This window comes from Pseudonocardia nematodicida (genome assembly GCF_040105385.1).
Lineage (GTDB): Bacteria > Actinomycetota > Actinomycetes > Mycobacteriales > Pseudonocardiaceae > Pseudonocardia > Pseudonocardia nematodicida.
This window is the reverse complement of sequence record NZ_JBEDNQ010000002.1, coordinates 107,488-133,713: the sequence shown is the minus strand read 5'-3', so window position 1 is coordinate 133,713 and position 26,226 is coordinate 107,488. Positions and strand designations below refer to the sequence as shown.

At 74.3% G+C, this 26,226-nt stretch carries 22 protein-coding genes and 2 pseudogenes; 19 read left to right on the top strand and 5 right to left on the bottom strand.

What is annotated here, in order from left to right; translation table 11 throughout:
* Nucleotides 1-100 precede the first annotated feature (100 nt).
* On the top strand, nucleotides 101-460 hold the full coding sequence (locus WIS52_RS04985) for a DUF4282 domain-containing protein (RefSeq protein WP_349296910.1): 360 nt from the start codon (nucleotides 101-103) through the stop codon (nucleotides 458-460).
* A 25-nt stretch (nucleotides 461-485) separates the two neighbouring features.
* On the opposite strand, the gene WIS52_RS04980 is transcribed toward WIS52_RS04985, so the two are convergent.
* Nucleotides 486-698 (bottom strand): hypothetical protein, encoded by a 213-nt coding sequence (locus tag WIS52_RS04980; protein ID WP_349296909.1) that lies wholly within the window; start codon nucleotides 696-698, stop codon nucleotides 486-488.
* A 173-nt stretch (nucleotides 699-871) separates the two neighbouring features.
* Here WIS52_RS04980 and WIS52_RS04975 point away from each other — a divergent pair, with 173 nt between their 5' ends.
* Nucleotides 872-2,383 (top strand): ICP22 family protein, encoded by a 1,512-nt coding sequence (locus WIS52_RS04975; RefSeq protein WP_349296908.1) that lies wholly within the window; start codon nucleotides 872-874, stop codon nucleotides 2,381-2,383.
* 39 nt (nucleotides 2,384-2,422) lie between these two features.
* The gene (locus tag WIS52_RS04970; protein WP_349296907.1) at nucleotides 2,423-3,859 is read left to right on the top strand and encodes a replication-associated recombination protein A; all 1,437 of its coding nucleotides are present in this window, start codon (nucleotides 2,423-2,425) and stop codon (nucleotides 3,857-3,859) included.
* Nucleotides 3,860-3,998: 139 nt separating this feature from the next.
* Here the strand turns inward: WIS52_RS04970 and WIS52_RS04965 are convergent, their stop codons facing one another.
* Nucleotides 3,999-5,057: a S1 family peptidase gene (locus WIS52_RS04965; RefSeq protein WP_349296906.1), complete on the bottom strand. Its 1,059-nt coding sequence runs from the start codon at nucleotides 5,055-5,057 to the stop codon at nucleotides 3,999-4,001.
* A 313-nt stretch (nucleotides 5,058-5,370) separates the two neighbouring features.
* On the opposite strand from WIS52_RS04965, the pseudogene shbA reads away from it, so the two are divergent.
* The 6 genes and pseudogenes from shbA to WIS52_RS04935 all read left to right on the top strand — a co-directional run.
* Nucleotides 5,371-6,027: pseudogene (gene shbA / locus WIS52_RS04960) on the top strand (RNA polymerase sigma factor ShbA); the annotation flags it as partial.
* A gap of 457 nt (nucleotides 6,028-6,484) precedes the next feature.
* A complete protein-coding gene (locus tag WIS52_RS04955; protein ID WP_349296905.1) occupies nucleotides 6,485-7,306 on the top strand; it encodes a hypothetical protein in 822 nt (273 codons plus the stop codon).
* Nucleotides 7,307-7,597: 291 nt separating this feature from the next.
* Nucleotides 7,598-10,258: an alanine--tRNA ligase gene (gene alaS / locus WIS52_RS04950; RefSeq protein WP_349296904.1), complete on the top strand. Its 2,661-nt coding sequence runs from the start codon at nucleotides 7,598-7,600 to the stop codon at nucleotides 10,256-10,258.
* Complete coding sequence (gene ruvX, locus WIS52_RS04945) at nucleotides 10,255-10,686, top strand: Holliday junction resolvase RuvX (RefSeq protein WP_349296903.1); 432 nt, start codon at nucleotides 10,255-10,257, stop codon at nucleotides 10,684-10,686. Before alaS ends, ruvX begins: the two co-directional genes overlap by 4 nt.
* 135 nt (nucleotides 10,687-10,821) lie before the next feature.
* A complete protein-coding gene (locus WIS52_RS04940; protein WP_349296902.1) occupies nucleotides 10,822-11,964 on the top strand; it encodes an endolytic transglycosylase MltG in 1,143 nt (380 codons plus the stop codon).
* A 99-nt stretch (nucleotides 11,965-12,063) separates the two neighbouring features.
* A complete protein-coding gene (locus WIS52_RS04935; protein ID WP_349296901.1) occupies nucleotides 12,064-13,122 on the top strand; it encodes a 2,3-butanediol dehydrogenase in 1,059 nt (352 codons plus the stop codon).
* 3 nt (nucleotides 13,123-13,125) lie between these two features.
* On the opposite strand, the gene WIS52_RS04930 is transcribed toward WIS52_RS04935, so the two are convergent.
* Nucleotides 13,126-13,998 carry a spermidine synthase gene (locus WIS52_RS04930; RefSeq protein WP_349296900.1) on the bottom strand — a complete coding sequence of 291 codons (873 nt, stop codon included), beginning with the start codon at nucleotides 13,996-13,998 and terminating at the stop codon, nucleotides 13,126-13,128.
* A 249-nt stretch (nucleotides 13,999-14,247) separates the two neighbouring features.
* Here WIS52_RS04930 and WIS52_RS04925 point away from each other — a divergent pair, with 249 nt between their 5' ends.
* From WIS52_RS04925 to aroB, 4 genes and pseudogenes are all read left to right on the top strand, one after another.
* Nucleotides 14,248-14,973, top strand: a complete 726-nt coding sequence (locus WIS52_RS04925) for an A24 family peptidase (protein WP_349296899.1) — start codon at nucleotides 14,248-14,250, stop codon at nucleotides 14,971-14,973.
* Nucleotides 14,974-15,124: 151 nt separating this feature from the next.
* Nucleotides 15,125-16,327: a chorismate synthase gene (gene aroC, locus WIS52_RS04920; protein WP_349296898.1), complete on the top strand. Its 1,203-nt coding sequence runs from the start codon at nucleotides 15,125-15,127 to the stop codon at nucleotides 16,325-16,327.
* Nucleotides 16,324-16,830: pseudogene (locus WIS52_RS04915) on the top strand (shikimate kinase); the annotation flags it as partial. The gene aroC and the pseudogene WIS52_RS04915, both read left to right, overlap by 4 nt.
* Nucleotides 16,831-17,166: 336 nt before the next feature.
* Nucleotides 17,167-18,288 carry a 3-dehydroquinate synthase gene (gene aroB / locus WIS52_RS04910; RefSeq protein WP_349297364.1) on the top strand — a complete coding sequence of 374 codons (1,122 nt, stop codon included), beginning with the start codon at nucleotides 17,167-17,169 and terminating at the stop codon, nucleotides 18,286-18,288.
* Here the strand turns inward: aroB and WIS52_RS04905 are convergent.
* A complete protein-coding gene (locus WIS52_RS04905; RefSeq protein WP_349296897.1) occupies nucleotides 18,285-18,881 on the bottom strand; it encodes an HdeD family acid-resistance protein in 597 nt (198 codons plus the stop codon). The two genes, aroB and WIS52_RS04905, sit on opposite strands and share 4 nt — an antisense overlap.
* Nucleotides 18,882-19,210: 329 nt before the next feature.
* Here WIS52_RS04905 and WIS52_RS04900 point away from each other — a divergent pair, with 329 nt between their 5' ends.
* From WIS52_RS04900 to WIS52_RS04880, 5 genes are read left to right on the top strand one after another with little or no spacing between them, the layout of a single operon-like run.
* Complete coding sequence (locus WIS52_RS04900; protein WP_349296896.1) at nucleotides 19,211-20,110, top strand: ABC transporter permease; 900 nt, start codon at nucleotides 19,211-19,213, stop codon at nucleotides 20,108-20,110.
* Nucleotides 20,107-20,892 (top strand): ABC transporter permease, encoded by a 786-nt coding sequence (locus tag WIS52_RS04895; RefSeq protein WP_349296895.1) that lies wholly within the window; start codon nucleotides 20,107-20,109, stop codon nucleotides 20,890-20,892. Before WIS52_RS04900 ends, WIS52_RS04895 begins: the two co-directional genes overlap by 4 nt.
* A 13-nt stretch (nucleotides 20,893-20,905) precedes the next feature.
* A complete protein-coding gene (locus tag WIS52_RS04890) occupies nucleotides 20,906-21,691 on the top strand; it encodes an ABC transporter ATP-binding protein (RefSeq protein ID WP_349296894.1) in 786 nt (261 codons plus the stop codon).
* 17 nt (nucleotides 21,692-21,708) lie between these two features.
* Nucleotides 21,709-22,689 carry an ABC transporter substrate-binding protein gene (locus tag WIS52_RS04885; RefSeq protein ID WP_349296893.1) on the top strand — a complete coding sequence of 327 codons (981 nt, stop codon included), beginning with the start codon at nucleotides 21,709-21,711 and terminating at the stop codon, nucleotides 22,687-22,689.
* On the top strand, nucleotides 22,686-24,431 hold the full coding sequence (locus WIS52_RS04880) for a thiamine pyrophosphate-binding protein (RefSeq protein ID WP_349296892.1): 1,746 nt from the start codon (nucleotides 22,686-22,688) through the stop codon (nucleotides 24,429-24,431). The genes WIS52_RS04885 and WIS52_RS04880 overlap by 4 nt, the downstream gene beginning before the upstream one ends.
* On the opposite strand, the gene WIS52_RS04875 is transcribed toward WIS52_RS04880, so the two are convergent.
* Entirely contained in the window at nucleotides 24,383-25,099 is a 717-nt protein-coding gene (locus WIS52_RS04875; protein WP_349296891.1) for an MBL fold metallo-hydrolase, read from the bottom strand. The genes WIS52_RS04880 and WIS52_RS04875 overlap by 49 nt on opposite strands.
* A 31-nt stretch (nucleotides 25,100-25,130) precedes the next feature.
* Here WIS52_RS04875 and WIS52_RS04870 point away from each other — a divergent pair, with 31 nt between their 5' ends.
* Entirely contained in the window at nucleotides 25,131-26,213 is a 1,083-nt protein-coding gene (locus tag WIS52_RS04870; RefSeq protein ID WP_349296890.1) for a M24 family metallopeptidase, read from the top strand.
* Nucleotides 26,214-26,226: the final 13 nt, after the last annotated feature.

The window sequence follows — 26,226 nt, the reverse complement described above, 5'->3', positions numbered from 1 at the left end:
ACGACTCGCCGGGCCGCGAGACGTCCATCGGGTGACCAGCCGATCACGATTGGTGCGAACGGCCTATCGACTCCGCGGTTCGGCGCTACTGTCCGCCGCCATGAGCTCACCACCACCTGGACCGCCGCCGCAGTACCCGGGTAGCCCCTACCCGGCAGGCGGGCCGCCACCGCCGCCACCGCCGCCGTCGAACCCGTTCGTCGCGCTGTTCGACTTCGGCTTCAACCGCTTCGTGACGCCCTATATCGTCAAGTTCCTCTACATCCTGCTGTTCGCGGCGCTCGTGATCGGCTACGTGTTCGTGGTCGTCGCCGGATTCAGCCAGGGGTTCGGACTGGGCCTGCTCGCGCTCATCGGCGGCGCGATCGGGTTCCTGATCTACCTCACGCTGTTCCGGGTGACGCTGGAGTTCTACTACGCCGTGGTGCGGATGTCGGAGGACATCCACAACCGCCGCTGAACGACGACCCGGATCGGCGCGGGTCTCAGGCCGCCCGCCTCTCGCGGGCGGCCACCCGCGGTACCGGGCGGACCGGGTCGAGCAGGCCGCACTCGAGGTCCGTGAGGTGGGTGCGGGTGCACGGCCCGCACACCCAGACGGTGCCGTCGGGTCCGTGGTGACCGCTCCACTCCTGGCCGCGGACGGCCGCGGGAGTGCGCGGGCGGGAGCACAGGGGGCAGGCCGGGATCGTGTCCATGCCCGACGAGGGTGCCGCGCCCGTGTTGCCGGTCGGTGACACCACGCGTCGCCGGAGTTGCGTTCCGGCGACGATCGGGGGTCCGTCGCGATCACCGGTCATCGCACCGGGAACCGGACGCGGCGGACCATGATCACTGCGGGTGTCCGGGGGTGGGGCTAGGGTCCGCGCGTATGAGCACGGAGCCGCCGGTGAACGACCCGTCTCGGGGAACCGCCGGGTCGCCGGCACCGGACGAACCGGACACCCAGGAGGTGCGGTCCGGGGAACCGGAGCGGACGGTCGGGTCGCAGACCTCGCAGGACGGGCCCGCCGGGCCCCTCCCGCCCGCGGGCGGGGACGTCCCGGCCGAACGCCCGGACGATCCGCGGGCCTCCGGTGAGCAGCCGGCTCAGGGTGACCAGCTCCGTGGCGAGCCGGCCCACGGCGAGCAGCAGGCCGACGCTCAACAGCGCCACGGCACGGGGCCGGCTGCTGCGCACCAGGCGCACGGTACGCAGCCCTACGACGGGCAGGGCTACGGCGCGGCGCCCTACGGTGGTCACCAGGCTCCCGGTCAGCAGCCGGACGGCGGGCAGGGCTACAAGGTGGAGTCGTACGACCAGCCCACTCAGGGCCGGGCTCTTGACGGTGGCGACCCCTACGGCGCCCGGACCCACGGCCAGTACACGGGCCAGCCCTATAGCGCCCAGCCCTACGGTGCCCAGCCCTACAGCGCCCAGCCTTACGGTGCCCAGCCCTACGGGCAGCAGCCTTACGGCGCCCAGCCCTACGGGCAGCAGAACTACGACGCCCAGCAGCCTTCCGGTCAGTCGCCCTACGGAGCGCCCCGGTACGGCTCCGCGCCCTACGACGCCCAGCCCGGCGGGTATCCGGTGTCGGCGACCGGTGTCCCCCACGGACCCTCGCCGGACCCGCTCGTGCCCTTCTCCTTCGGCGACTGGGTCTCCAAGGTCATCGGCACGGTGCAGCGCAGCTGGCGGCCGCTCGCGGTCATCCAGGTCGCCGTCTGGGTCCCGATCGCCCTGCTGGACGGGATCCTCACCCTGGTCGGCCTCGGCGCCACCTCGCGGGCGAGCACCGTCGGCGTCCCCGCGGTCACGACGCTGGCGACCTTCGGCGCGATCGAGCTCCTGCAGCTCGCCGTATCCGTCGTCCTCATGGCCCTCGGCTCGGCGGCGTCGGTGTTCGTCGTCGTGCGGGATGCCGCGCAGCGGACGTACGACCCGCACGAGGTGCTCGCGTTCGCGCGGAGCCGCGCGCTCGCCGTCGTCGGCTGGAACCTGCTCGCCGGCCTGCTCGTGGTGCTCGGGCTCGTCGCGCTCGTCGTCCCGGGTGTCTACCTCGCGGTCGTGTTCATCGGCGCGCTCACCGGTGTCGTGGTGGTCGAGCGGGCCGGGATGGGCCGGGCCTTCGCCCTGGTCAACCCGCGGTTCTTCCCGACGTTCGGGCGGCTCGCGCTGATCGCCGTCCTCGCGCTGGTCTACGGCGGGCTCATCGGCCTGCTGACCAGCCCGTTCGCGCTGACCAGCCTGGTGCTCGTGCAGCTGCTGCAGAACGTGCTGCTGATCCCGATGTCGGTCGTCGCGACGGCCGCCCTCGTGGTGATCTACGCGGAGAACCGGTTCCGCGAGCACCACCCCGTCCACACCCCGGTCCTCGACGGTGAGCTGGACCGTCCCTGACCGGCCGGGGTGCGTGCACCCCTGGCAGGCTGGACGGCGATGAGCACCGACGGCCTGTTCGACCTCGACCCCGGCCCGGGCGGAGCCGTGGACGGCATCGACGACAGCGACGACGGCGGGGCGACCCCGCGCCCGGACGCCCCGCTGGCGGTCCGGATGCGCCCGCGCAGCCTGGACGAGGTCGTCGGGCAGGCCGAGCTGCTCAAGCCCGGTGCGCCGCTGCGCCGCCTGCTCGACGGCGGTGCGGCCGCCTCGGTGCTGCTCTACGGCCCGCCGGGCACCGGCAAGACCACCCTGGCCCGGCTGATGGCCCGCGCCGGGGGAGGGGCGCGGCACTTCGTCGCGCTCTCCGCGCTGTCGGCCGGGGTGAAGGAGCTGCGGGCCGTCATCGAGGAGGCCCGTCGCCGCCGCGACCGCAGTGGGACCTCGACCGTGCTGTTCATCGACGAGGTGCACCGCTTCTCCCGGACCCAGCAGGACGCGCTGCTCGGCGCCGTCGAGGACCGGCTCGTGCTGCTCGTCGCGGCGACCACGGAGAACCCGTCGTTCTCGGTGGTCTCCCCGCTGCTGTCCCGCTCCCTGGTGCTGCAGCTGACCTCGCTCGGCGAGGACGACGTCCGCGGCCTGCTGCGCCGTGCCGTCGCCGACCAGCGCGGGCTGGCCGGCGCGGTCGTCCTCGCCGAGGACGGGGAGGAGGCCCTGATCCGGCTGGCCGCCGGGGACGGGCGACGCGCCCTGACCGCGCTCGAGGCCGCAGCCGACGGGGTGCTGGGCACCGCCGCCGACGACGATGATCCTGCGGACCCGGCCGGCGGCGCGACCGGAGCGGAGAGTCCCGTCGTCGACCTCGACGCCGTCGAACGCGCCGTCACCGAGGTCGCCGTCCGCTACGACCGGGCCGGCGACCAGCACTACGACGTCATCAGCGCCTTCATCAAGTCCATCCGCGGGTCCGACCCGGACGCCGCCCTGCACTACCTGGCCCGGATGATCGTCGCGGGGGAGGACGCCCGGTTCATCGCGCGGCGGCTGATGGTGCACGCCAGCGAGGACATCGGCCTCGCCGACCCGACCGCGCTGCCCGCCGCCACCGCGGCCGCCCAGGTCGTCCAGCTCGTCGGGATGCCGGAGGCGCGGATCGCGCTCGCCCAGGTCACCGTGCACCTGGCGACCGCGCCGAAGTCGAACGCCGTGATCACCGCGATCGACTCGGCGATGGCCGACGTGCGGGCCGGCGCCGTCGGCACGGTGCCCGCCCACCTGCGCGACGGGCACTACGCGGGTGCGCAGAAGCTCGGCAACGCCGTCGGCTACCGGTACCCGCACGACGACCCGGACGGCGTCCTGCGCCAGCAGTACCCGCCCGACGACCTCGTCGCGACCGACTACTACGCGCCCACCGGGCGCGGTCACGAGCGGACCCTGGCCGAGCGGCTGCCCAAGCTGCGACGGGTGGTCCGTGGACGCCGGGACTGAGCGCCCCCCGACCCGACCCGCCCCGGCCCACGGACCGACTCATGGAGCTTTAGTTCGGCCATACCGAACTAAAGCTCCATGAGTCGCCCACGGGAATGGGGTGGATGGGGTGGATGGGATGCGTGGGGCGGATGGGGCGTCAGCCGGTCCGCAGGGTCAGCCCGAGCGCGCTGGTCGCGGTGCCGATCGGCGTGAAGTAGCTGGTGCAGCCGTCCGGGCCGCCCGCGCCGGTGTGCACGCCCTGGGCCTGGCCGTCCGCGGTGATGTAGGGCGCCCCGGAGTCGCCCTGCCGGGCGCACGCGCGCACCGAGGTGAGACCGGACTGCTGCTGGCCGTCGAAGTTGACGGTCATGTCGGTGCGCTCGACCGTCCCGCAGGACCGGCCGCTGGTCGAGCCGTACAGGCACACCGACGACCCGACGGGCGCCGCCCGGGTCCCCGTCACCCGGGTGCCCGCGACGGTCGCCGAGGCGCTGCCGGGGTCGACCGCGATCGCCCCGACGTCGATGCCCCGCTCCGCGCTGCGGGAATCGGTGCCGATCGTGCTGTCGTCGGCGGCGTACCAGGTCGACGACCCGCGGGTGCAGTGCCCGGCGGTGATCAGCCAGTCCCCGGCGGCGTCCGAGCCGGAGAACCCGGCGGTGCACCGGCGGCTGCCGTCGGAGATCGAGTCACCGCCGGTGACCGCGGCCTGGCGCGCCGGGCCGGCCGGCACCGTCTCCACCCGCACCACAGACGGGTCCAGCCCGGCGGTGAGCTCGCGGACCAGCGGTTCCGTGTCCTGGCCCGCCACCACGTCGAGCACCAGCTGCTCGGTCCGCGGGTCCACGCCGTAGGAGGCCAGGCCCTCCGGCATACCCGACGCCGTGCGGGCGTCCAGCGCCGTGCGGGCGGCGGCCGGGTCGCGGCGGGGACCGTCGCGCAGCACCGGCGTCACCCCGATCGCCTCGAGCGCCGCGGCCTCCGCGGGGTCCCAGACGCCGGCCATCAGCCGGCCGTCGTCGAACCAGACCCCGGCCGCCGACCCGCCCGCGACCCGGGACACCTCCGGCAGCAGGCCCGCGGCCGCGACCTCGCTCAGCAGCGGCAGCGCGGCCGGCTCCGGTGCCGCCGTCGCCGGCACGGCAGCCCCGACGGCGATCGCCGCGGCCCCGGCGAGGGCGGCGAGCAGGAGGCGGTTCCGACGACGGAGAGGCACCGGGAGTAGTCCTTAGGACGGTGAGCGGACCGTGACATCTGGATCAACGAGACTGCTCCGTCCGGGTCACGGACATGGGCGTGCCCGGACCGGGTGGCCCTGAACGGGTGTCCCTGGGGTCACTGGCGCACCCTCCGTCCCGCTTCCTGTCGGCGTACCGCAAATTGACCATGTTGATTGACCCCGATCGGGTGTCTCGACAGTGTTGATCGCAGGCCGGGACGCGGCCGGTCGGCCCTGAGGTCCGGCGCACACGACGTCCCGGCGACCGACACGAGGGGGCGCGGCGGCAGCCGCACCGGAGGAGCGCAGGATGGATCACGGACCCGCAGTGGCCGAAGGCGCCGTCCTCGACGAGCCCGATGAACAGGAGGAACCGGGGGAGGGACCGGGCGCCGCGACACCGGCGCCGGTCGCCGAGCCGCTCCCGGCGGATCTCCTGGCGCGCGCGGTCGTCGGTGAGCCCGACGCGATCGCGGCGTTGCTGGCCGTGATCCAGCCGCAGGTCGAGCGCTTCTGCCGGGCCCGGCTCGGACGGCGGGAGACCACCCTGGGCTCCGCCGACGACGTCGCGCAGGACGTGTGCATGGCGGTGCTCGCCGTGCTGCCCCAGTATCGGCTGTCCGGGATGTCGTTCCGCGCGTTCGTCTTCGGGATCGCCCGCCACAAGATCGCCGACGCGTTCCGCGCGATGGCCCGCAACCGCTCCGACGCCGTCGACGAGATCCCCGAGCGGATCGGCCGCGAGGAGGACCCCGAGCAGATCGTGCTCGACGCCGAGCGCAGCGCGCGGCTGAGCGACCTGCTCGCCGTGCTCGGACCCCGCCAGGTCGAGATCCTCACCCTCCGGGTCGCCGTCGGTCTCACCGCCGAGGAGACGGCCGACGCGCTCGGGTCCACCCCCGGCGCGATCCGGGTCGCCCAGCACCGCGCGCTGAACCGGCTGCGTCGCGAGATCGCCGAGCGCGACGCCCGCCTGGCCGCGGCCGAGCAGCGGCTCGCCCCGTCGGCGCCGGTCCGGGCTCCCCGGCCGCGGCCCGCCGCCCGCCGTACCGACGGCGACGTGACCGTCGCGCCGTCTCCGGCCGCCGGTGGACGCCGGCCGGGACCCGTCATCCCCGGTCCGCGCCGTCCCGGCCGTGTGGCCTGGTCCGCCGCCCACCCGGCCCCCCGCCCGCACGAGGTCCGCACGGACGCGGCCGGTCGAGGGCGTGGGCTCCCGGTCGCCGTCTGACCCGGCCCCCGGCAGCGGGTCCGCCACGAGCCGTCTCCGGTCCCCCCGTACCGGGAGACGGCGGCGTGGCCCGCCCCGCCGGTGCCGGCGCGCTCGGGCGCGCGCCGGCACCGGCTCTGCTCGGTCGAGCCCTCGACAGGCTCCCGCGCGGTGGCTCGATAGTGCGCCGAACAGCCCAGATAGCGTGCGCCGGATGGTCTCCCCGCACGCGAGTGCCCCGCAGGACGCCGAGGACCCGCTCGTCTCCGGCGGCTTCTCCGACTGGCTCGGCAAGAGCATCGCGGTCGTCCGTCGCAGCCTCGTCCCGCTCGTCGTGATCCAGCTCTGCGTGTTCGTGCCCGTGGCGGTGGTCGTCGGCCTGCTCGGTGGTCTCGGGGCGTTCGAGGACGCCGAGGCCCTCGCCCCCCGGTTCGGGTTCGAGTACAGCCTCGCCACCGAGTCCGCCGGAGTCCGTCTGGCGTCGATCGTGTTCGGCGCCCTCGGACTGGCCGCCTCCGTCTTCGTCGTCGTCCGCGACGCGGCCGGCCGGGCATGGAGCCCCGGTGATGTCCTCGGGTTCGCCGGGCGGCGATTCCTGCCGCTGATCGGCTGGATCGTGCTGTCGGCGATCCTCACCGTGATCGGGTTCCTGGCGCTGGTCCTTCCCGGCATCTACCTGACGGTCGTGTTCGCCGGCGCGCTGACCGGCGCCGTCGTCGTCGAGCGGGCCGGGATCGGGCGGGCGTTCGCGCTGGTGAACCCGCGGTTCTTCGGCGTGCTGGGCCGTCTGCTGGCGCTGTTCCTTCTCTCCGCCGCCTACTCGGTCGTGGCCACCCTGGTCGGCTCGGTCCCCGCGCTCGGGGCCGTGCCGGGCGACCCGGCGCTGATCGTGAGCCAGCTGCTGATCAACCTGCTCCTCATCCCGCTGACCGTGTTCGCCCTCGCCGCGGCCGTCGTCCTCTACGGCGAGCTGCGGGCCCGTCTGGAGCCCGGCGCCGGCACGACGACCTTCGCCGACGAGCTCGACCGGTCCTGACCGGACGCAACCGGGGAGAGGTCTGCCGGGCGCGGGGAGTAACCTGGTCCGCGACCTCGACGCCACGTGGCGGTCGGACTCGGGACGAGGGGAGGAGCCGCGTGACCATCGCCGCCGTTCCCTCCACCGTGCCCCGTGAGCCGTACCGTGACCGAGCGCCCGGCGCGGGCGCCTGAGAAGCTCCCGCGTCCCCGAGCCTCCACGGCGCTGCGGCGCCGTCCCGCCGTACGGTGTCGGCCTGCGCGAGCAGCGCACACCCGTCGCCGTACCCGAGAACGAGAGTCCCTCACGGTGCAGACCCACGAGATCGTCCGTCGCTTCACCGCCCACTTCGAGAACGCCGGGCACACGCCGGTCCCCAGCGCGTCGCTGATCCTCGAGGACCCGCAGCTGCTGTTCGTCAACGCGGGCATGGTCCAGTTCAAGCCGTACTTCCTCGGTGACGTGCCCGCGCCCTACCCGCGCGCCACGTCGATCCAGAAGTGCGTGCGCACGCCGGACATCGACGAGGTCGGCAAGACCACCCGGCACACCACGTTCTTCCAGATGGCCGGCAACTTCTCGTTCGGCGACTACTTCAAGCGCGGCGCGATCGAGCAGGCCTGGTCGCTGATCACGAACAGCCAGGACGACGGCGGGTATGGCTTCGACCCCGAGCGGATCTGGGTCACCGTCTACTTCGACGACGACGAGGCGATCGAGCTCTGGAAGGAGATCGCCGGCCTGCCCGAGGAGCGCATCCAGCGCCGCGGCGGCGACGACAACTACTGGGACATGGGCGTGCCCGGTCCCGGCGGACCCTGCTCGGAGATCTACTTCGACCGCGGGCCGGAGTTCGGCGCCGACGGCGGCCCGGAGGCCGACGAGGACCGCTACCTCGAGATCTGGAACCTCGTCTTCATGCAGGACGAGCGCGGCGAGCTGTCCCCGAAGAAGGGGCACCCGCCGATCGGCACCCTGCCGCACAAGAACATCGACACCGGCATGGGCGTCGAGCGGGTCGCGTTCCTGCTGCAGGGCGTGAACAACGTCTACGAGACCGACCTGGTCCGCCCGGTGATCGCCAAGGCCGAGGAGCTCTCCGGCAGGCGGTACGGCGGGAACGAGGTCGACGACGTCCGGTTCCGGGTCATCGCCGACCACGCCCGGTCGTCGATGATGATCGTCGGCGACGGTGTCACCCCCGGCAACGAGGGCCGTGGCTACGTGCTGCGCCGGCTGCTGCGCCGGATCGTGCGCTCGGCCCGCCTGCTCGGGGTGACCGGGCCGTGCCTGGGCGAGTTCGCCACCGTCGTCCGGGACGCCATGTCCCCGACCTACCCGGAGCTCGCGAGCGACTTCGAGCGGATCTCCGCGGTCATCCGGGCCGAGGAGGAGACCTTCCTCGCCACGCTGTCCGCCGGGGAGAAGATCTTCGACGGTGCGGTGGCCGAGACGAAGCGGTCCGGCGGCACCGTGCTGGCCGGGGACCAGGCGTTCGCGCTGCACGACACCTACGGCTTCCCGATCGACCTCACCCTGGAGATGGCCTCCGAGGCCGGGCTGGCCGTCGACCGGGACCGGTTCGCCGCTCTGATGAAGGAGCAGCGCGACCGGGCCAAGGCCGACGCCGCCGGGCGCAAGGTCGGCTTCGTCGACGCCTCGGTGTACCGGGCCGTGCTCGACACGCACGGCGCCACCGACTTCCTCGGCTACCAGACGCTGAACTCCGAGTCCCGGATCGTCGGGCTGCTGCGCGACGGCGCCACCGTGCCCGCCGCCGAGGAGGGGGAGAAGGTCGAGGTGCTGCTCGACCGCACCCCGTTCTACGCCGAGGCCGGCGGCCAGCAGGCCGACTCCGGCGTCCTGAAGGGCGCCTCCTTCGAGGTCCGGGTGGACGACGTCCAGTCCCCGGTCGCCGGCCTGCGGGTGCACCGCGGCGTCGTCACCGCCGGGACCGTCACCCTGGACGCCGAGGTCGTGGCCTCCGTCGACACCGGGCGCCGGGCCGCGATCTCCCGCGCGCACACCGCCACCCACCTGGTGCACGCCGGTGTCCGCGGGGCGCTGGGGACCTCGGCCGCCCAGGCCGGCTCGCTCAACGCCCCGGGCCGGCTGCGGTTCGACTTCACCTCGCCGACCGGCGCCGTCGCCCCGGCCGCCCTGGTGGAGATCGAGGAGGAGGTCAACTCGGTCCTGCAGTCCGACCGGGAGATCCAGACCTACGAGACGTCGATGGACCAGGCCCGCAAGCTCGGCGCGATGATGCTGTTCGGCGAGAAGTACGGCGACAAGGTCCGCGTCGTCGACATGGGCGACTACTCGCGCGAGCTGTGCGGAGGCACCCACGTCGGGCGCACCGGCGAGCTCGGGCTCGTCCGGGTGCTGTCCGAGGCCTCCATCGGCTCCGGCGTCCGCCGGGTCGAGGCGCTGGTCGGGCTGGACGCGTACCGGCACGCCACCACCGAGCACCTGCTGGTCAACCAGCTCGCCGACCAGCTCAAGGCCCGTCCGGAGGAGCTGCCCGACCGCATCCAGGGCATCGTCGAGCGGCTGCGCACCGCGGAGCGGGACCTGGAGAAGCACCGCGCCGACGCCGTCCTCGCCTCGGCCGGGGCGCTCGCCGAGCGGGCCGAGGACCTGGACGGGACCGCGCTCGTCGCCGTCACCGCGCCGGACGGGGTGAGCGGCAACGACCTGCGCACCCTGGCCGCCGACGTGCGCGGCAAGCTCGGCACCCGCCCCGGTGTGGTCGCGCTGTTCGCCGTCGCGGACGGGAAGGTGTCGTTCGTCGTCGCCACCACGGCCGCGGCCCGGGACAACGGTCTGGCCGCCGGGAAGCTGATCCCGGAGTTCGCCCCGGCCGTCGGCGGTCGCGGCGGCGGGAAGCCGGACCTGGCGCAGGGCGGCGGGACCGACCCGTCCGGGATCGACGCCGCCATCCAGGCCCTGCGCGGGGCCGTACGCGGATGACGTGGTCGCGCGGGCGGCGCCTCGGGATCGACGTGGGTGCGGTCCGGGTCGGGGTCGCGATGTGCGACCCCGACGGGATCCTCGCCACCCCGGTGGAGACCGTCGCGCGGGACCTCGAGGGTGGCGCGGACGTGCGGCGGATCGCGGAGCTGGTGGCCGAGCACGACGTCGTCGGCGTCGTGCTCGGGCTGCCGCGGAACCTGCGTGGGCAGGACGGCCCGGCCGCCGAGGCGGCACGGGTGTTCGCGGACGCGCTGCGGGCGGGCCTGGACGTGCCCGTCGAGCTCACCGACGAGCGGATGACGACCGTCGTCGCAGCCCGGCAGCTCTCCGGGCGCGGGGTCAAGGGACGCAAGCAGCGGGCCGTGGTCGACCAGGCCGCCGCTGTCCAGATCCTGCAGGGATGGCTGGACACGACCCGTTCGTGACCGCCCTACCAGGCGGTCTTCCGTGATCGACAAGGCCCGGTCGCGCATGCGGGTGTGCCCCGGCGGCTACCCTCGGGTCGTGACCGGGACCGGTGTGAACGACGAGAACCGACGGTCCCCGGGACGGGACCGGGAGTGAGCGCACCGGTGACCGCCCGGCCCGTCCGCCACCGTCCGACGCCCGCGCAGTTCCGCCGCCGCCGGCTGGCGCTGCTCGCCTCCGCGCTGCTCGCCGGAGCCGTCCTGGTGGCCTCGGCGCTGTTCGTGCTCGGCCCGGACGACTACATCGGCACGGGCAGCGGATCGGTCGTCGTCCGGGTCCAGCAGGGCGACTCGACCAGCGCGATCGGGGACACCCTGGTCGCCGCGGGCGTCGTGAAGTCGCGCTCCGCGTTCGTGGGCGCCGCCGCCGGGGAGCCGGACATCGCACGCGTGCAGCCCGGCTTCTACGAGCTCCGGTCCGAGATGTCGGGCTCGTCGGCCGCCGAGGCGATGGTCGACCCGGAGCGGCGGGTCGGGTTCATGGACGTCCGCGGCGGCGTCCAGCTCGACGACACCCGCGCCCCGAACGGCGACGTCAGCGCGGGCGTGATCACCCAGATCTCCGAGGCGACCTGCCTGGGCCGGGCCGACGACGAGCCCCGCTGCACCACTCCCGACCAGCTGCGCGAGGCCATGGCCGCGGCGGACCCCGCGGCGATCGGCGTGCCGGACTGGGCCGCGGACGGCTTCCGCGCCGCCACCCCGGAACGCCGGCTCGAGGGGCTGATCGCGCCCGGACCGTACAACATCGACCCCGTCGGGAACCCCGACCAGGTGCTGCGCGAGGTCCTGGAGATCTCGTCGGCGCGCCTGGCCGAGGCCGGCCTCTCCGGCGAGGGCGCCTACCGGACGCTGGTGCTGGCCTCCATCGTGGAGAAGGAGGGCCTCGCCGAGGACATGCCGCAGGTCGCGCGGGTGATCGAGAACCGGCTCGCGATCAACCAGCGGCTCGAGATGGACTCGACGGTCAACTACCCGCTCGACGTCCAGGCGCTGCGCACCACCGCGGAGGCCCGCGGCACCCCCGGGCCGTACAACACCTACCTCAACACCGGGCTGCCCCCGACGCCGGTGGCGTCGGTGTCGACGACCGCGCTGGCGGCCGCCGAGGCCCCGCCCGAGGGGCCGTGGCTGTTCTTCGTGCGGTGCACCACGGAGGGTGCGTCCTGCTTCTCGGTCACCTACGAGGAGCACCTCGTCGAGGTCGACAAGGCGCGGGCCGCCGGGGCGTTCTGACCTTCTGCCGCATGCAACCTCGGTCCAACGCGTGACCGGAGTCACGTCCAGCGGGTACACCGGAGCCGGACAGCGTCGTCGGGTGAAGGGATTTCGATCATGCGTGCGGTCGTCTACCGGGGTCGCGAGGACCTCGACATCACCGACGTGCCGGAGGGCCCGGTCGGGCCGGGCGAGGTGCGGCTGGAGGTCGGCTTCAACGGTATCTGCGGGTCGGACCTGCACGAGTACTACGCCGGACCGATCTTCATCCCGGACGGGGAGAAGCACCCGCTCACCGGCCGCGAGCTCCCGCTGACGCTCGGCCACGAGTTCTCCGGGACCGTCGCCGAGGTCGGCGCCGGCGTCGAGAACGCCGCCGTGGGCGACCGGGTCGCGGTCATGCCGCTCTACACCTGCGGGGTCTGCCCGCGGTGCCGGGAGGGCCGCTACAACGTCTGCGCGCAGATCGGCTTCCACGGGCTCATGGCCGACGGCGGCATGGCCGAGCGGACCGTCGTGCCCTCGCACATGCTGCACGCGCTGCCCGACGAGGTCTCCCTGGAGATGGGCGCGCTGGTCGAGCCGATGGCGGTGGCCTACCACGCCGCCAAGCTCGGCGACGTGAACCCTGGCTCGACCGCGCTGGTGTTCGGCGCCGGACCGATCGGCATCGGGCTGTGGTTCGCGCTGCGCGGTATGGGCGTGGAGAACGTGCAGGTGGTGGAGCCGTCGGCGACCCGGCGGGCGGCGATCGAGCGGCTCGGCGCGGCCACCCTCGACCCGACCGCCGACGACGTCCCCGCGCTGGTGAACGACATGACCGGTGGCCGCGGCGCCGACGCCTGCTACGACGCGGCCGGCGTCGCCCCGGCCGTCGCGACCGCGCTGAACGCGCTCGGCGCGGGCCGGCCGATGGTCAGCGTGGCGATCTACGAGACGCCGCTGGAGACCCCGCTGCTCAACCTGGTGCTCGGCGAGTCCCGGATCCAGGGCTCGCTCTGCTACACCCACGAGGACTACCGGGCCGTGATCGAGCTGATGAGCCGCGGGCACTACGACACCACCGGGTGGGTGGAGAAGATCGCGATGCGCGACGTCGTCGACGAGGGCTTCGAGGCGCTGCACGCCGGGCGGAAGATGAAGGTGCTGGTCGATCCGTCGATCGCGATCGCCTGAGAACTACTGGCCCCAGAGGCCGGCCGGCGGTCTCGGAGACGGTGCGGCCGTGGCGTCGGTGACGACGGCGGCGTCACCCGCCAGCGCGCGGGTGTCGTCGTCGTCGAGCACCCGGGCCGGGAACGGGTCCGCGGCGGCCCGGCGGGTGAGGCCGGGGATCGGCAGTGCCCGGTCCGAGCCGACCAGGACGCAGTTGCCGAACCGGCGCCCGTGCAGCACGTCCGGGGCCGCGATCAGCGCGAGCTCGCCGAATGCGGCGGAGAACGTGGCGACCTGGCCGGGCAGGAAGGGCCACGGCGCGCCGTCGCCGAGGTTCGCCAGGTAGATCCCGGTCGGGGCGAGTACCCGCCGGACCTGCGCGACGAACTCCGCCGTGGTGACCTGGGCCGGGGTGCGGGCGCCGGCGAAGACGTCCAGCACGACGAGGTCGGCCGACGCCGCCGGGAGCCGGGCCAGGCTCGCCCGCGCCTCACCGGTCAGGACCTCCAGCCCGTCGTCCGCGCCGGGGCCGGGCAGCCGGTGCGCGACCAGCTCGGCCAGCGCGGCGTCGAGCTCGACGACGGTCTGCGCCGACCCGGGCCGGGTCGCGGCGACGTAGCGGGCCAGCGTCCACGCGCCACCGCCGAGGTGCAGCACCCGCAGCGGGACCGCGGGCGGCACCGCCAGGTCGGCGACGTGCGCGATCCGCCGGACGTACTCGAACTCCAGGTGCTCGGGGTCGTCGAGGTCGACGTGCGACTGCGCCGTGCCGTCGACCAGCAGCGTCCACGACTGCGCGCGGTCCGGGTCCTGCACGAGCTCGGCGACGCCGTGGTCGACCTCGGCGCGGACGACCGTCGTCGCCACGCGCCCGCGCTGCGGCACACCGGAACCCATGCGCCCATGGTGCCCGGTGAGCCGCTCGGCGGGCCCGGCACGGCTCGGTGGCGAGGGTCGACCGCCCGCGAGGGGTACATGAGGGTCGTCATCGGTTGATCGAACTACTCCCACGTGCCCCCCCGAGCGGTCGGCGGGCGGGTGGGCCGGCTGCGGGGCGGGGCGACTCGTCGGCGGTGCGGCGGGGAGTTGTCCACAGGGCGCGAGATCGTGGGTGCGGCGGCGGCCGGGCGCGCCAGGCTCGGGGGTGTGGACCTGCTGCTCCTCCCGCCCGCCGCCGGGGCCAGCGACGCCGCTGCTCTGGTCGCGGCCTCCCTGCTCGGCACGGCCGTCCCGCTCGGCGCCGCCCTTCCGCTCGTGGCCGCGGTGTTGTGCGGCGCGGCCGGTGCCCTCGCCGGCGCGCTGACGCGCCGGTGGCTGGTCCGCCTGCGCCGCGGAGCCCCGGTCGAGCCGCCGTGGTGCGAGGTCGGGCTCGGTGTGCTCTGGGCGGCGCTCGGGGTCGGCGTCGCCGGCAGCCTGGTCGATGTCCGGTGGGCGGCGCTGCTCACGGTGCTGTCCTGGCTCACCGTGGCGGGGTCGGCGACCGACCTGCTCCGCCGGCGGCTGCCGAACGCGCTGACGCTGCCCGCCCTGCCCCTGGTGCTGCTCGCACTGGTTCCGGCCGGGGAGGCCGCCGTGCTGCGTGGGCTCGGCGGGGCGCTGGTGCTCGCCGGGGCGTACGCGGTGGTGCATCTGGTGTCGCCGGTCGCGATGGGGGCCGGTGACGTGAAGCTCGCCGGCGCGGTCGGGGCCGCGGTGACCGGGCCGGCGTGGGCGTCGCTACCGGTGGCGGCGGTGCTGGTGGTCCAGCTCTCGGCGGTGGTGGCGGTGGTGGCCCTCGTGTCGGGCCGGGCCGGGTGGCGGACCGGGCTCCCGCACGGGCCGGTGCTGCTGGGGTCGGCGCTCGTGGTCGTCGTCGCGGGTGCGGGGACATGACCTGATCCGGGCCGCGCGACGGTGAGTGAGAGACTGGGTTGACAACCCGAACATGCCTATTCAGGCGTGGTCCGGACCCCACGAGGGCGGGACGCGCCGACGGAACGACAGGCCCGGCGGGACGGGACCGGCGGGCGAGAGGACGAACTCCGTGTTGCGATGGATCACCGCCGGTGAGTCCCACGGCCCTGCGCTGGTGGGCGTGCTGGAGGGCATGGTCGCCGGTGTCGGCATCACCACCAAGGAGCTGCAGGCCGAGCTGGCCCGCCGCAAGCTGGGCTACGGCCGCAGCCCGCGGATGGCGTTCGAGGCCGACGAGCTCGAGGTGATCGGCGGCGTCCGGCACGGGGTCACCCAGGGCGGCCCGGTGGCCGTCCGGATCGGTAACACCGAGTGGCCCAAGTGGGAGACGGTGATGGCCGCCGATCCCGTCGACCCGGAGCTGATCGCGCACCGCGCGCGCAACGCGCCGCTGACCCGGCCGCGTCCCGGGCACGCCGACCTCGCCGGGATGACCAAGTACGGCTTCGACGAGGCCCGCCCGGTCCTGGAGCGCGCCTCCGCCCGGGAGACCGCGGCGCGCGTCGTGCTCGGCACCGTGGCCAAGGCGTTCCTCGACCAGGCCCTCGGCGTGCAGATCGTGTCGCACGTCGTCGCGATCGGCGGAGCCGACGCCCCGGACGACGAGCCGCTGCCCGGCCCCGGCGACCTGGAGCGCATCGACGCGAACCCGGTCCGGGCCTTCACCGAGGCCTCCGGCGCCGCGATGGCCGCCGAGATCGACGCCGCGCACGAGGACGGGGACACCCTCGGCGGGGTGATCGAGGTGATCGCCTACGGCATGCCGGTCGGCGTCGGGACCTACGTGCAGGCCGACCGTCGCCTGGACGCGCAGCTCGCCTCGGCCCTCATGGGCGTCCAGGCGATGAAGGGTGTCGAGATCGGCGACGGGTTCCGCACCGCGCACCGCCGCGGCAGCGTCGCGCACGACGAGATGGTCCCGGCAGGGAAGCCGCACGAGGGCCCGGCCGGCACCGTCCCCGTCAGCCGGCTCACCAACCGGGCCGGTGGCATCGAGGGCGGCATGACCAACGGCGAGCCGGTCCGGGTCCGGGTCGCGATGAAGCCGATCTCGACGGTGCCCCGGGCGCTGCGCACCATCGACACGGTCACCGGTGAGAAGGCCACCGCCATCCACCAGCGTTCCGACGCCTGCGCCGTGCCGAGAGCGGGGGTCGTGGTCGAGACCATGGTCGCGCTGGTGCTGGCCCGGGCCGCGCTGGAGAAGTTCGGCGGCGACTCGGTGGCCGAGACCCGGCGCAACGTCGCCGGCTACCTGGCGGGGGACCGGTGAGCGCCCCGGGTCCGGACGCCGAGGGCCGTCCCTTCCTGGTGCTCGTCGGCCCGCCCGGATCGGGCAAGTCGACGATCGGGACGCTGCTCGCGCAGCGGCTCGGTCTGGCCTTCGCCGACACCGACGCCGCGATCGTCGAGCGGATCGGCAAGCCGATCGCCGAGATGTTCGTCCAGGACGGCGAGCCCGCGTTCCGGGAGCTCGAGTACGAGGTCGTCGCCGAGCAGCTCCGCGCCGGGCACGGCGTGCTCGCCCTCGGCGGCGGCTCGGTGCTGCGTGCCGACACCCGCGAGCTGCTGGCCGAGCACCGGGTCGTCGCGCTCGACGTCGACCTGGCCGACGGGATGCGCCGCACCGGTATGTCCACCGCGCGCCCGCTGCTGGCCGGGGTGAACCCGCGGGCCACGTTCCGCACGCTGCTCGCCGACCGCGCGCCGCTCTACGCCGGGGTCGCGACGGTGCAGGTGCAGACCGCCCGGCGCAGCCCGAACCAGGTCGTCGCCGCGGTGCTGGCCGCGTTCGGGCTCGGCGGGGACGAGGAGCCCACGGCGTCCCGCGACGCGTCGGACCCGCACGACCGTCCGACGGAGCGCGACGACGCGGCGCTGCCCACCCCCGGCTTCGGCGCCCCGGCCGGAGCGTCCGGCACCGGTGCCGGGCACGCGGCGACCGGCACATCGGATGCCTCCACCGAGCCCACCGAACCCGCAGCGTCCGGACCGTCCGGGACCGGTCGCGCCCTCATGGCGACCGGCCCGGTGACCGGCGGCGGGTCAGGCCCCGGTGGGAACGCCGGCCGCGGCCGGCAGCCCGGGACGCCACCGGGCGAGCGGGCCCCGATGGCCGGCTCCACCCCGGACGGCTCCGGTGTGGTCGAGCCCGACGGCGCCGTCCGGATCGACGTGCACGCCGACCGCCCGTACCCGGTGCTGGTCGGCCCGGGCGTGGCCGGCCGGCTCGCCGAGGTCGTCGCCGGGACGGGTGCCGGCCGGGTGCTGCTGCTGCACCCGCCGACCCTGGCCGACCGGGCCGAGGCCGCCCGCGCCGAGCTCGCCGCCGCAGGCACGGCGGCTCTCACCCACCAGGTCCCCGACGCCGAGGCCGGCAAGTCCCTCGGATCACTCGCCGCCTGCTGGGACGCCTGCGCGGCAGCCGGGCTGACCCGCTCCGACCTCGTCGTCGGCTTCGGCGGGGGAGCGGTCACCGACCTCGCCGGGTTCGTCGCCGCGACCTGGATGCGCGGGATCGGCGTCGTGCACGTCCCCACCACGCTGCTGGCGATGGTCGACGCCGCCGTGGGGGGCAAGACCGGGATCAACACCGCGGCCGGCAAGAACCTCGTCGGCGCGTTCCACGAGCCGGCGGCGGTGCTGGTCGACCTGGACACGCTGCGCTCGCTGCCGCGTGAGGAGCTCGTCGCCGGGTCCGCCGAGGTCTGGAAGGCGGGCTTCATCGCCGACCCGGTCATCCTCGACCGGGTACGCGCCGACCCCGCCGCGGCGCTCGACCCGGCCGGTCCGGTGCTCGGCGAGGTGGTGCGCCGGGCGATCCGGGTCAAGGCCGACGTCGTCGGCGCCGACCTGCGCGAGTCGCACCTGCGGGAGATCCTCAACTACGGCCACACCCTCGGCCACGCGATCGAGCGCCGCGAGGACTACCGCTGGCGGCACGGCAATGCCGTCGCGGTCGGGCTGGTGTTCGCCGCCGAGCTCGCCCGCGCCGCCGGCCGGCTCGATGACGCCACCGCCGACCTGCACCGGGAGGTGCTGGAGCGGGTCGGGCTGCCGACGTCCTACGAGCCCGGCGTGCTCGGTGAGCTGACGGCGACCATGCGCGGCGACAAGAAGTCCCGGGCCGGAACCCTGCGGTTCGTGGTGCTCGACGGGCTGGCGAAGCCCGGGCGCCTGGAGGGCCCCGACCCGGCACTGCTCGAGACGGCCTACGCGGCGATCAGCGGCTAGCCGACGGCGGGGTGGTGCTGCGACCGGAACGCCTGGACGAGCAGCACCACCCCGGTCACCACCGCGAACCCGCCGATCAGCCAGAGGATCGCCAGGATCCCGGACGCCGGCCAGACCAGCAGCACCACACCGAACACGATGTCGAGCACCGCCCTCGTGGCGATCCAGCCCCACGGGCCGTCGTGCTTGCGCACCTCGTTCGCCGAGATCGCGGTGACCACGCCCGCGACGATCGCCCAGAAGGCGATCACGAACAGGATCGCCACGGCCGCGGCGAGCGGCAGCACGAACGCGGCGATCGCGGCGAGCACCGAGATGACGCCCTGCGCGATCGCCCAGCCCCAGCCCGGCCGTTCGTGGCGGTGCCGCACGCCGAGCACGATCGCGGCCACGCCGTCTACCAGGGCGTAGGCGGCGAAGACGTACACCAGCGCCAGCAGCGCGATCCCCGGCGTCAGCAGCACCGCCAGGCCGAGCACCAGCAGCAGCACTCCGCGTAGCGCCACCAGGCCCCGGACCCATGTGCCGACCGTGCTCTGATCGGCCGTCGTGGCCCGAGCCCGTGCGGCCTGATCCCCTCCCGGAACGGTCATCTCGATCTCCCTCCCCGTCGACCGGCACCGGTGCGCCGGTCGGGCAGGGGAGCGATGGTCCGCCGGACCGCGTGCGCGATCCAGGGTCTGTACCCCCGACGTTCGGGTGACATGCACCGACGTTCCGGACGGGGTGGTCGCAACCGGACCGGCCGGCGAGTCGGCCGGTGTCCGAGACATCCGTCGCGTCCGGACGGCCGACGTCTCGCCGTTCGTGACCCGTCATCCGACCGGCGCAACCGGCATCCGGGCCGCCATAGGGTCCGGTTCCGGCCCCTTCTCGGACAGACCGGGCGGGGCACAGCCGCATCGACGCGCAGGGGAGCAGCGTGCCACGACCCCCATCCCGGCTCGCGACCACACCGGGGACGACCGAGGACCGCGCGGCCGCACGGGCGGCCGGGCGCGACCGTGGTGGGCGGGCGGCCGGGCGGGACCGTGGCGGTCGGGCGCGTTCCGGGACGGCGCAGGGGCGATGGCTGCCCGTCGGCGGCGTCGCCGTCGCGCTCGCGATCTTCGAGCTCGTCCCGCGCGCCGGGCTGGTCGACGACCGGTTCCTTCCGCCGGTGTCATCGATGCTCGTGGCGCTGCTCGGCATGGTTTCCGACGGCTCGCTCCGGCTCCCGGTCGGGCAGACCCTGCTGGGGTGGGCGCTCGGCCTCGGCCTGGCCGTGCTGGTCGCGCTGCCGTTGGGAATCCTCATCGGCTCGGTGTTCCTGCTCTTCAGGGCGACCCGCTCGATCGTCGAGTTCCTGCGGCCCGTCCCCTCGGTGGCGTTGATCCCGCTCGCGGTACTCGTGTTCGGCGTCGGGCTGGAGAGCAAGGTCTTCCTCGCCGCGTGGGCCGCGACGTGGCCGATCCTGCTGCAGACCCTCTACGGAGTGCGCGACGTCGATCCGGTCGCCACCGAGACGGCCCGCTCGTTCAAGGTCCCGGCCCGGACCCGGCTGTGCCGGGTGATCCTTCCCAGCGCGCTGCCCTACGTCGCGACCGGAGTGCGGATATCCGCCGCTGTTGCGCTGATCCTGGTGGTCACCGCCGAGCTCGTGCTGGGCGCACCCGGGCTCGGCCAGCAGATCAACATCGCTCGGCAGAGCGCCGCCGTGGAGACGATGTACGGCCTGATCATCGTGACCGGGCTGATCGGCTGGGGGCTGAACGCGGCGATGGCCCGCGTCGAGGCCCGCCTGCTGGCCTGGCACCCGTCGCACCGGGAGCAGGCCCGGTGACCGCCCCGACCCGTTCGGCCCGCGCCACCGGGCTCGGGCTGGAGATCACAGTCCCGGTCGCCGTGCTGGTGCTGTGGGGCCTGGCATCGGCCGACAGCGACTCGTTCTACTTCCCGCCCCTGGTCGACATCGTCCGGGCGTTCGGCGACATCTGGCTGTTCGACCGCGTCGGCAGCGACGTGGTCCCCAGCCTGAGCCGGCTCTTCGCCGGGTACTCGCTCGCCGTCGTCGCGGCGGTCGTGATCGGGCTCGCGCTGGGCAGCTCGGACACCGCCCGGAAGATGTGCGACCCGGTCGTGCAGTTCCTGCGGGCCATCCCGCCACCGGTGCTGCTGCCGGCCGGGATCCTGGTGCTCGGTGTCGGGTCGGGCATGAAGGTCGCGCTGATCGCGTTCGTCTGTTTCTGGCCGGTCCTGCTCAACACCATCGACGGGGTGGCCGGCGTCGACCCGACCCTGCGGGAGACCGCGCGCAGCTTCCGGATCCCGCCCGGCGAGCGGCTGCGGCGCATCGTGCTGCCCTCGGCGGCACCGCAGATCTTCGCCGGCGCCCGGGTGAGCCTGTCCATCGCGGTGATCATGATGGTGGTCTCGGAGATGGTGGCCAGCACCGACGGCATCGGCTACTTCGTCCTGCAGTCCCAGCGCACCTACGCGATCACCGACATGTGGTCCGGGATCTTCCTCCTGGCGCTGCTCGGTTACGTCCTCAACGCCCTGTTCCTGCTCGTCGAGCGGCGGGTGCTGCGGTGGCACCGCGGCGCCCGTGCCGGATCCGCCTGACCGGGAGGCACCCATGCTGTACGTGGAGAACCTGCGCAAGATCTACGGGGAGGGCACCCGGACCGCGTTCGAGGCGGTCGGCGACGTCACCTTCGAGGTCACCGAACGCGAGCTGGTCACCATCGTCGGCCCGTCCGGGGCCGGCAAGACGACCGTGCTCAAGTGCCTCGCGGGACTGCTGCCGCCGACGTCCGGGACCGTCGTCCTCGACGGGGAGCCGGTCGAGGAGCCGCCGGAGAAGATGGCCCTGGTCTTCCAGGACTACTCCCGCTCGCTCTACCCGTGGATGACCGTCGAGCAGAACGTCGAGTTCCCGCTCCGGCACCGCCGGCCCGGCACGCGAGAGCTGGCGACGCTGGTCGACGAGACCCTGACCTCGGTCGGTCTGGACGGCGTCGGGAAGAAGTACCCGTGGCAGCTCTCCGGCGGCATGCAGCAGCGGGTCGCGATCGCCCGGGCGCTGGCCTACCAGCCGGAGATCCTGCTGATGGACGAGCCGTTCGCCTCGGTCGACGCGCAGACCCGCGCCGACCTCGAGGACCTCGTCCTGGAACTGCGCACCCGCTACGGGATCACCGTCGTGCTCGTCACCCACGACATCGACGAGGCCGTCTACCTCAGCGACCGGGTCGTGATCCTCAGCCCGTCGCCGACCACCGTCGCCGAGATCGTCGACGTCGGGCTGCCCGATCCCCGCGACCAGGTCGCGACCAAGGAGCTCCCCGAGTTCGCCCACCTGCGGGGATACGTCTGGAGGTCGATCAAGCGCCCCGAGGCCCCGAGCCCGACCTCGCCCTGAACAGCAAGGAGACCATCATGGGACGACGACGTCCGAACGGCTTCCGCCTGCGCGGTCTCGTCGCGCTGGCCGCGGCGAGCGCGCTCGTCGCGACCGGGTGCGGAGGGGGTGGCGGTGCGGCCGACGACGGCGGCCCGACCACGCTCGCGGTGGGCACCCTGCCCATCGCCAACGCCGCCGGCATGTACCTGGGCATGCAGGAGGGGTTCTTCGCCGAGGAGGGCCTCGAGATCGAACCGACCGTGCTGCAGGGGGGCAACGAGATCGTCACCGGCCTGGTCTCCGGTGACTACGACGTCGGCTTCGTCGGCTACATCTCGGCCGGGGTCGCCGCCGGGCGGAACGTCCCGGTCTGCGTGGTCACCGCCAGCGACGCCACCGGCACCACCGCCGAGGACGACTGGCAGGTGATGGTGGCCGGTCCGGGCAACACGATCGACTCCCCTCAGGACCTGGCCGGCAACGCGATCGGCATCAACGCGCTCGGCGGGGTCGCCGAGGTGCTGATCACCGCCGCGCTGGACCGGGAGGGTGTCCCGCCGGGCTCGGTGGAGTTCATCGAGGTGCCCTTCCCCGAGGTGCCGGCGGCGATCGCCGCCGACCGCATCGTCGCCGGTTACACCGCCGAGCCGTTCGTCACCACCGTCCTCGACCAGGGCGGCGAGGTGGTGTTCGCACCGCAGTCCACGCTGGCGCCCGAGTACCCGAACGGCGCCTACGCCGCGAGCCGGCAGTTCGTGGAGGGCGACCCCGAGCTCGTCGAGCGGTTCACCCGTGCGATGAACCGCTCGCTCGAACACGCCCGGGACAACCCCGACGCGGTCCGGCAGATCATCCCGACCTACACCCAGATCCCCGCCGAGATCGCCGAGCGGATGCGCCTGCCGGTGTTCACGTCCGAGCTGGACCGCGCCGCGATCGACGAGCAGATGAGCTTCATGCAGCAGTACGGGATCGTGGACACCGCGCCCACCGCCGACGAGCTGATCTGCGGATGAGCGCCCACCAGGACGGTGCGAGGGTCGCCGAGGCGGTGGGGCGCGCGCTGGCCGCGGCGGGGGTCGGCCGGGTCTTCGGCGTCGTCGGCAGCGGGAACTTCCACGTCACGAACGCGCTCGCCGGTGCCGGCGTGCCGTTCGTGGCCACCCGGCACGAGATGGGCGCCGCGACGATGGCCGACGCCTGGTCGCGGACCAGCGGGGGGATCGCCGCGGTCTCGGTGCACCAGGGCTGCGGGCTGACCAACGCACTCACCGGGATCACCGAGGCGGCGAAGAGCCGTACCTCGCTGCTGGTGCTCGCCGCGGACACGGCGACCGGCGACACGCTCTCGAACTTCCACGTCGACCAGCCCGCCGTGCTCGCCGGCCTCGGCATCGTCTCGCGGACCGCGACCTCGCCGCGGACCGCGGTGCGCGAGGCGCTCCGGGCACTGTGGACGGCACGCACCGAGCGGCGCACGGTGGTGCTCAACCTGCCCCTCGACGTCCAGGAGGCCCCGGACCCCGGGGATCCGGGACCGGTCCTCCCACCGGCACCGGAGCCGGCGCGGCCGGCGCCCGAGGCCGTCGAGCGGCTGGCCGGGCTGCTGCGCACCGCCCGGCGGCCCGTGTTCGTGGCCGGCCGCGGAGCCCGCCACGCCGGGGCGGCCCTGGCCGCGCTCGCCGAGCGAAGCGAGGCGCTGCTCGCCACCTCGGCCCCGGCCCGGGGCCTGTTCGCCGGGAACCCGTGGTCGATCGACGTCTCCGGCGGCTTCGCCTCCCCGCTCACCGCCGAGCTGGTGCGCGACGCCGACCTGGTCGTCGCGTGGGGCGCCTCGCTGAACGTGTGGACCACCCGAAACGGTGAGCTGATCGACCCGTCCGCAACCGTCGTCCAGGTCGACGTGGACGGTGCGGCGCCGGGCACCCACACCCGGATCGACCTCGGCGTCGTCGGCGACGCCGCCGTCACCGCCGAGGCGGTGGACGCCGCGCTCGCCGAGCGACCGCGGACCGCCCCGGCGCGGCGCACTCCGGAACTGCGGGCGGAGATCGCCCGCCGGGTGCGCTGGCGGGACGTCCCCTACGACGACACGGGCACCGCCGAGCTGATCGACCCGCGGACGCTGACCGTCGCGTTGGACGACCTGCTCCCCGCCGAGCGCGTCGTCGCCCCCGACGGCGGGAACTTCAACGGCTACCCGGCGATGTTCCTCGACGTCCCCGACGAGCGCGGCTTCTGCCTCACCCTGTCGTTCTCCTCGATCGGCCTGTCACTGGCCACCGCGATCGGCGCCGGCATGGCGTCGCCGGGACGGGTCGCGGTCGCCGGGATCGGCGACGGCGGCTTCATGATGAGCGCGGTCGAGCTGGACACCGCGGTACGGCACCGGGTACCGCTGGTGGTGATCGTCTACAACGATCACGCCTACGGCGCGGAGGTGCACCACTTCGGACCGGAGGGCCATCCGACCCGGATCGTCGAGTTCCCGGAGACCGACATTGCTGCCGTGGCCCGCGGCTACGGTTGCGGCGCCCTCTCCGTCCGGACCGCCGACGACCTCACGGGAGTCCGGTCCTGGGTGGACGGTGACCGCAGCCGGCCGCTGGTGATCGACGCGCGGATCACGTCGTTCCCGTCCTGGCTGATCGCGCACGCCTTCACCGCCGACCTCCCGGACGTGGACCGGCTGGAGGGGGACAGCGCGGCTCAGCTGCCGAACGCCGAGACGAACTGCTCGGCCGAGCCCACCCGGTAGACCGCGTTGGACTGCCGCACGTCCGACAGCGGGGCGCTCGGCGCCTTCGAGTAGCGGTGTCCGGGGTAGACGGTCGGGTCGCCCTGCAGCGACGCGAGCTGCTGCAGCGAGTGGTACATCTGCGTCGCGTCGCCGCCGGGGAAGTCGGTGCGCCCGCAGCCCTGCAGGAACAGCGTGTCCCCGGCGACGAGCTTGTCGCCGTCCGGGTCCGGCACCAGGAAGCACTGGCTGCCCGGGGTGTGGCCGGGGGTGTGCAGCAGCCGGATCCGCACCGCACCGACCTCGACGACGTCGTCGTGGTCGTGCGGGGTCAGGTCGGTCGCCGACAGCCCGGTCACCCGGGTCACGTAGTCGGCCTCGGCGCGCTGCACGTGGATCGGCACCGGGTGCGACCCGATCAGGTCCGCGACGCCGACCAGGTCGAACCCCATCATCGAGCCACCGACGTGGTCGGGGTGGTGGTGGGTGGCGAGCACGCCGGTGAGCCGCATGCCGTCGGCGTCGAGGGCGGCCAGCAGCTCGCCGGGGGAGTAGGCCGGGTCGACGACGACCGCCTCGCGGCTCTCGGTGTCCCCGATCAGGTACGAGAAGTTGACCATCTGGGTCGCGACCGGGTCCCCGGCGGCGTAGTCCTGCCCGGAGAGCAGCTGGCGGAAGTACAGGCCCATGCCGCGACCCTAGAGGCATAGGGTCGCGCGCGTGCCCCACCCCGAACGTCGCGACCGCCTGCGCCCCCTGCTCACCGCCGCCGGACTGGACGCGTTGCTGGTCACCGACCTGCTCGACGTCCGCTACCTCACCGGGTTCACCGGCTCCAACGCCGCTGTCGTGATCGGCGCCGACCCGACGGCCGACGTGCTGTGCACCGACGGCCGCTACCGCCTCCAGGCCGGCGAGCAGGCCCCGGACCTGGAGCTGCTGGTCGAGCGGCCGAGCGCACCGGCCGCCGGCGCGTCCGTCCCGGCCGGTGCGACGCTGGGCTACCCGTCGGACACGATCACCGTGGACGGTCTCGCCGCGGTCCGCGACGCCGTCCCCGGCCGGCGCCTGCGCCGCGCGCCCGGGCTGGTCGGCCGGCTGCGTGCGGTGAAGGACGACGGGGAGGTGGCCGCGATCCGCGCTGCCTGCGCGCTCGCCGACACCGCGCTGCGCGAGCTCCTCGACGCCGGCGGGCTGCGTCCGGGACGGACCGAGCGGGAGGTCGCGCTGGATCTGGAGGACCGGATGCGCCGTCTCGGTGCGCGCGGCCCGGCGTTCGAGACGATCCTCGCCGCCGGAGCGCACTCGGCGGTGCCGCACCACCGGCCGACCGACGCCGAGCTGCGCCGCGGCGACCTCGTGAAGATCGACTTCGGGGCGGCGCTGGACGGCTACCACTCCGACACCACGCGCACGTTCTGCCTCGGTCCGGCGGCGGACTGGCAGCGGGACCTGCACGCGCTGGTCGACGCCGCCGCCGCGGCCGGCCGGGCGGCGCTCGCCGACGGCGCGACGGTGACCGATGTGGACTCCGCAGCCCGCGATCTGATCAGCGACGCGGGGTACGGCGAGGAGGAGTTCCCGCACGGCCTCGGACACGGCATCGGCCTGGCCGTGCACGAGCCGCCGTGGCTGTCCCGGACCGGGACCGGCGCCGTCGCGGCCGGGCAGGTCGTCACCGTCGAGCCGGGGGTCTACCTGGGTGGCCGGGGCGGGGTCCGGATCGAGGACGTCCTGCACGTGGAGCCGGGCCGCCCGGCCGTCGCGCTGACGACGCTCCCGCGGGAGCTCGTCGAGGTGTGACGACGTCCCGGCC

Coding starts and splice junctions, on each gene's coding strand:
- WIS52_RS04985 (WP_349296910.1), top strand. CDS start 101: ATGAGCTCACCACCACCTGGACCGCCGCCGCAGTACCCGGGTAGCCCC.
- WIS52_RS04980 (WP_349296909.1), bottom strand. CDS start 698: ATGGACACGATCCCGGCCTGCCCCCTGTGCTCCCGCCCGCGCACTCCC.
- WIS52_RS04975 (WP_349296908.1), top strand. CDS start 872: ATGAGCACGGAGCCGCCGGTGAACGACCCGTCTCGGGGAACCGCCGGG.
- WIS52_RS04970 (WP_349296907.1), top strand. CDS start 2,423: ATGAGCACCGACGGCCTGTTCGACCTCGACCCCGGCCCGGGCGGAGCC.
- WIS52_RS04955 (WP_349296905.1), top strand. CDS start 6,485: ATGGTCTCCCCGCACGCGAGTGCCCCGCAGGACGCCGAGGACCCGCTC.
- ruvX (WP_349296903.1), top strand. CDS start 10,255: ATGACGTGGTCGCGCGGGCGGCGCCTCGGGATCGACGTGGGTGCGGTC.
- WIS52_RS04935 (WP_349296901.1), top strand. CDS start 12,064: ATGCGTGCGGTCGTCTACCGGGGTCGCGAGGACCTCGACATCACCGAC.
- WIS52_RS04930 (WP_349296900.1), bottom strand. CDS start 13,998: ATGGGTTCCGGTGTGCCGCAGCGCGGGCGCGTGGCGACGACGGTCGTC.
- aroB (WP_349297364.1), top strand. CDS start 17,167: ATGGCCGGCTCCACCCCGGACGGCTCCGGTGTGGTCGAGCCCGACGGC.
- WIS52_RS04905 (WP_349296897.1), bottom strand. CDS start 18,881: ATGACCGTTCCGGGAGGGGATCAGGCCGCACGGGCTCGGGCCACGACG.
- WIS52_RS04890 (WP_349296894.1), top strand. CDS start 20,906: ATGCTGTACGTGGAGAACCTGCGCAAGATCTACGGGGAGGGCACCCGG.
- WIS52_RS04885 (WP_349296893.1), top strand. CDS start 21,709: ATGGGACGACGACGTCCGAACGGCTTCCGCCTGCGCGGTCTCGTCGCG.
- WIS52_RS04880 (WP_349296892.1), top strand. CDS start 22,686: ATGAGCGCCCACCAGGACGGTGCGAGGGTCGCCGAGGCGGTGGGGCGC.
- WIS52_RS04875 (WP_349296891.1), bottom strand. CDS start 25,099: ATGGGCCTGTACTTCCGCCAGCTGCTCTCCGGGCAGGACTACGCCGCC.